We start from the raw sequence: 1,291 nt of genomic DNA on the forward strand, positions 1-1,291 counted from the left end.
ACCGCATCCTGCTCGCGCTGCTCGGCGTGGAGGCGCTGGCCCTGGTGCTGGGCGTGGCCATCAACCGCCACGAGACCGTCGCCATAGTGACCCTGCTGCCGATCGCCGCGGCATCGCTGCTGCTGGCCGCCTGCTGGTCGGCCTGGCGCCGCCGGCTGCCGGGCTGCGGACTGCTGTTCTGGGCCAGCGCGCTGATCCTGGTCTCGCGCAGCTTCCTGCTGTTCAGCCTGTTCTCCTGGCTGAGCTGGGATATCGAGCCGTACCAGTGGCTGCTCGCCGTCCAGGTCATCCATGCCCTGCTGCTGTTGCTCGCCCTGCTGCCGGATGCGCCGTCGCGCCATGCCAGCGCCGAGCCACACACACCACCGGAGCCCGTGCCTGCCACACCGCTGCAGGCCGCGCTGGGTCAGAGCCAGCGTCCGGACGTGTCCGGCCTCAGCCTGCCGCTGCCGCTGACCGTGCTGGTGGTGGAAGACAATCCGTGGGTGCAGCAGGTGCTGGTCGGCCTGCTCAGCAAGCAGGGGGTGGACTGCATCACCGCGACCGATGGCATGCAGGCGCTGGAGCTGCTCGAGCGGCAGCGCCCCGATGTCGTGCTGATGGACTGCGACCTGCCCGAGCTGGACGGCCTGTCGGCCACCCAGGTCTGGCGCCAGCGCGAACGCGAACGCGGCCTGCGCCCGCTGCCCATCCTCGCGATCACCGCGCATGTATCGGCGGCGCAACGCCAGCAGGCGCTGGACGCCGGCATGAACGACTTCCTGGCCAAGCCCGTCGACATGCGCACCTTGCGCGACACGCTGATCTGCTGGACGCGTCTGTCGTCGCCGGTGCGCTGACCCGGACGGGAGCCTCAGGCGGAAGCGTCGGCGATCGCGCCAGGCACGGCCATCATCAGCAACCCGCCCGGAGAGCGCAGGTCGTGCAGGGGCTCGGCGCGGCCGCGCCGGAACAGCCGGAGCCGGAATGCGGCGAACGGCGTGACCCGCAGCAAGCGGCTTCCGCCTCCCGGCAGCAGGTCGTCGAGCTCGAGCCAGGGCACCAGCCGGGGATTGCCGCCATCGATGCTGATCTCCAGGCGGCAATCGCGGTTGACCATGGTGGCCAGCCAGCGGTAATTGTCGAAACGGGGGGCATCGACCGTCGGTGCCGGCCACCAGCGATCGAACAGGATGGTCTCGCCTGCGACTACCAGGCGACCCAGCCCCAGGGCCAGGGCTTCGCGGCGCTGGCCCTGGGGCAGCACGATCTGGCCCAGTCCGAAGAACGCCGCATCTGGGCGGTCGGTGAA

Annotated in this window: 2 protein-coding genes; one reads left to right on the forward strand and one right to left on the reverse strand. The window is 70.6% G+C overall.

Annotated elements, in window-relative coordinates; translation table 11 throughout:
- Nucleotides 1-839, forward strand: an 839-nt coding sequence (locus tag C5O18_RS09720) for a response regulator (protein WP_146089342.1), incomplete at its 5' end; no start/stop codon positions are given.
- 14 nt (nt 840-853) lie between these two features.
- Here the strand turns inward: C5O18_RS09720 and C5O18_RS10600 are convergent.
- Nucleotides 854-1,291, reverse strand: a 438-nt coding sequence (locus tag C5O18_RS10600; protein ID WP_158249332.1) for a hypothetical protein, incomplete at its 5' end; no start/stop codon positions are given.

The sequence above is a fragment of the Amnimonas aquatica genome (assembly GCF_002943415.1).
In the GTDB taxonomy this organism is placed as follows: Bacteria; Pseudomonadota; Gammaproteobacteria; order Pseudomonadales; family Moraxellaceae; genus Perlucidibaca; species Perlucidibaca aquatica_A.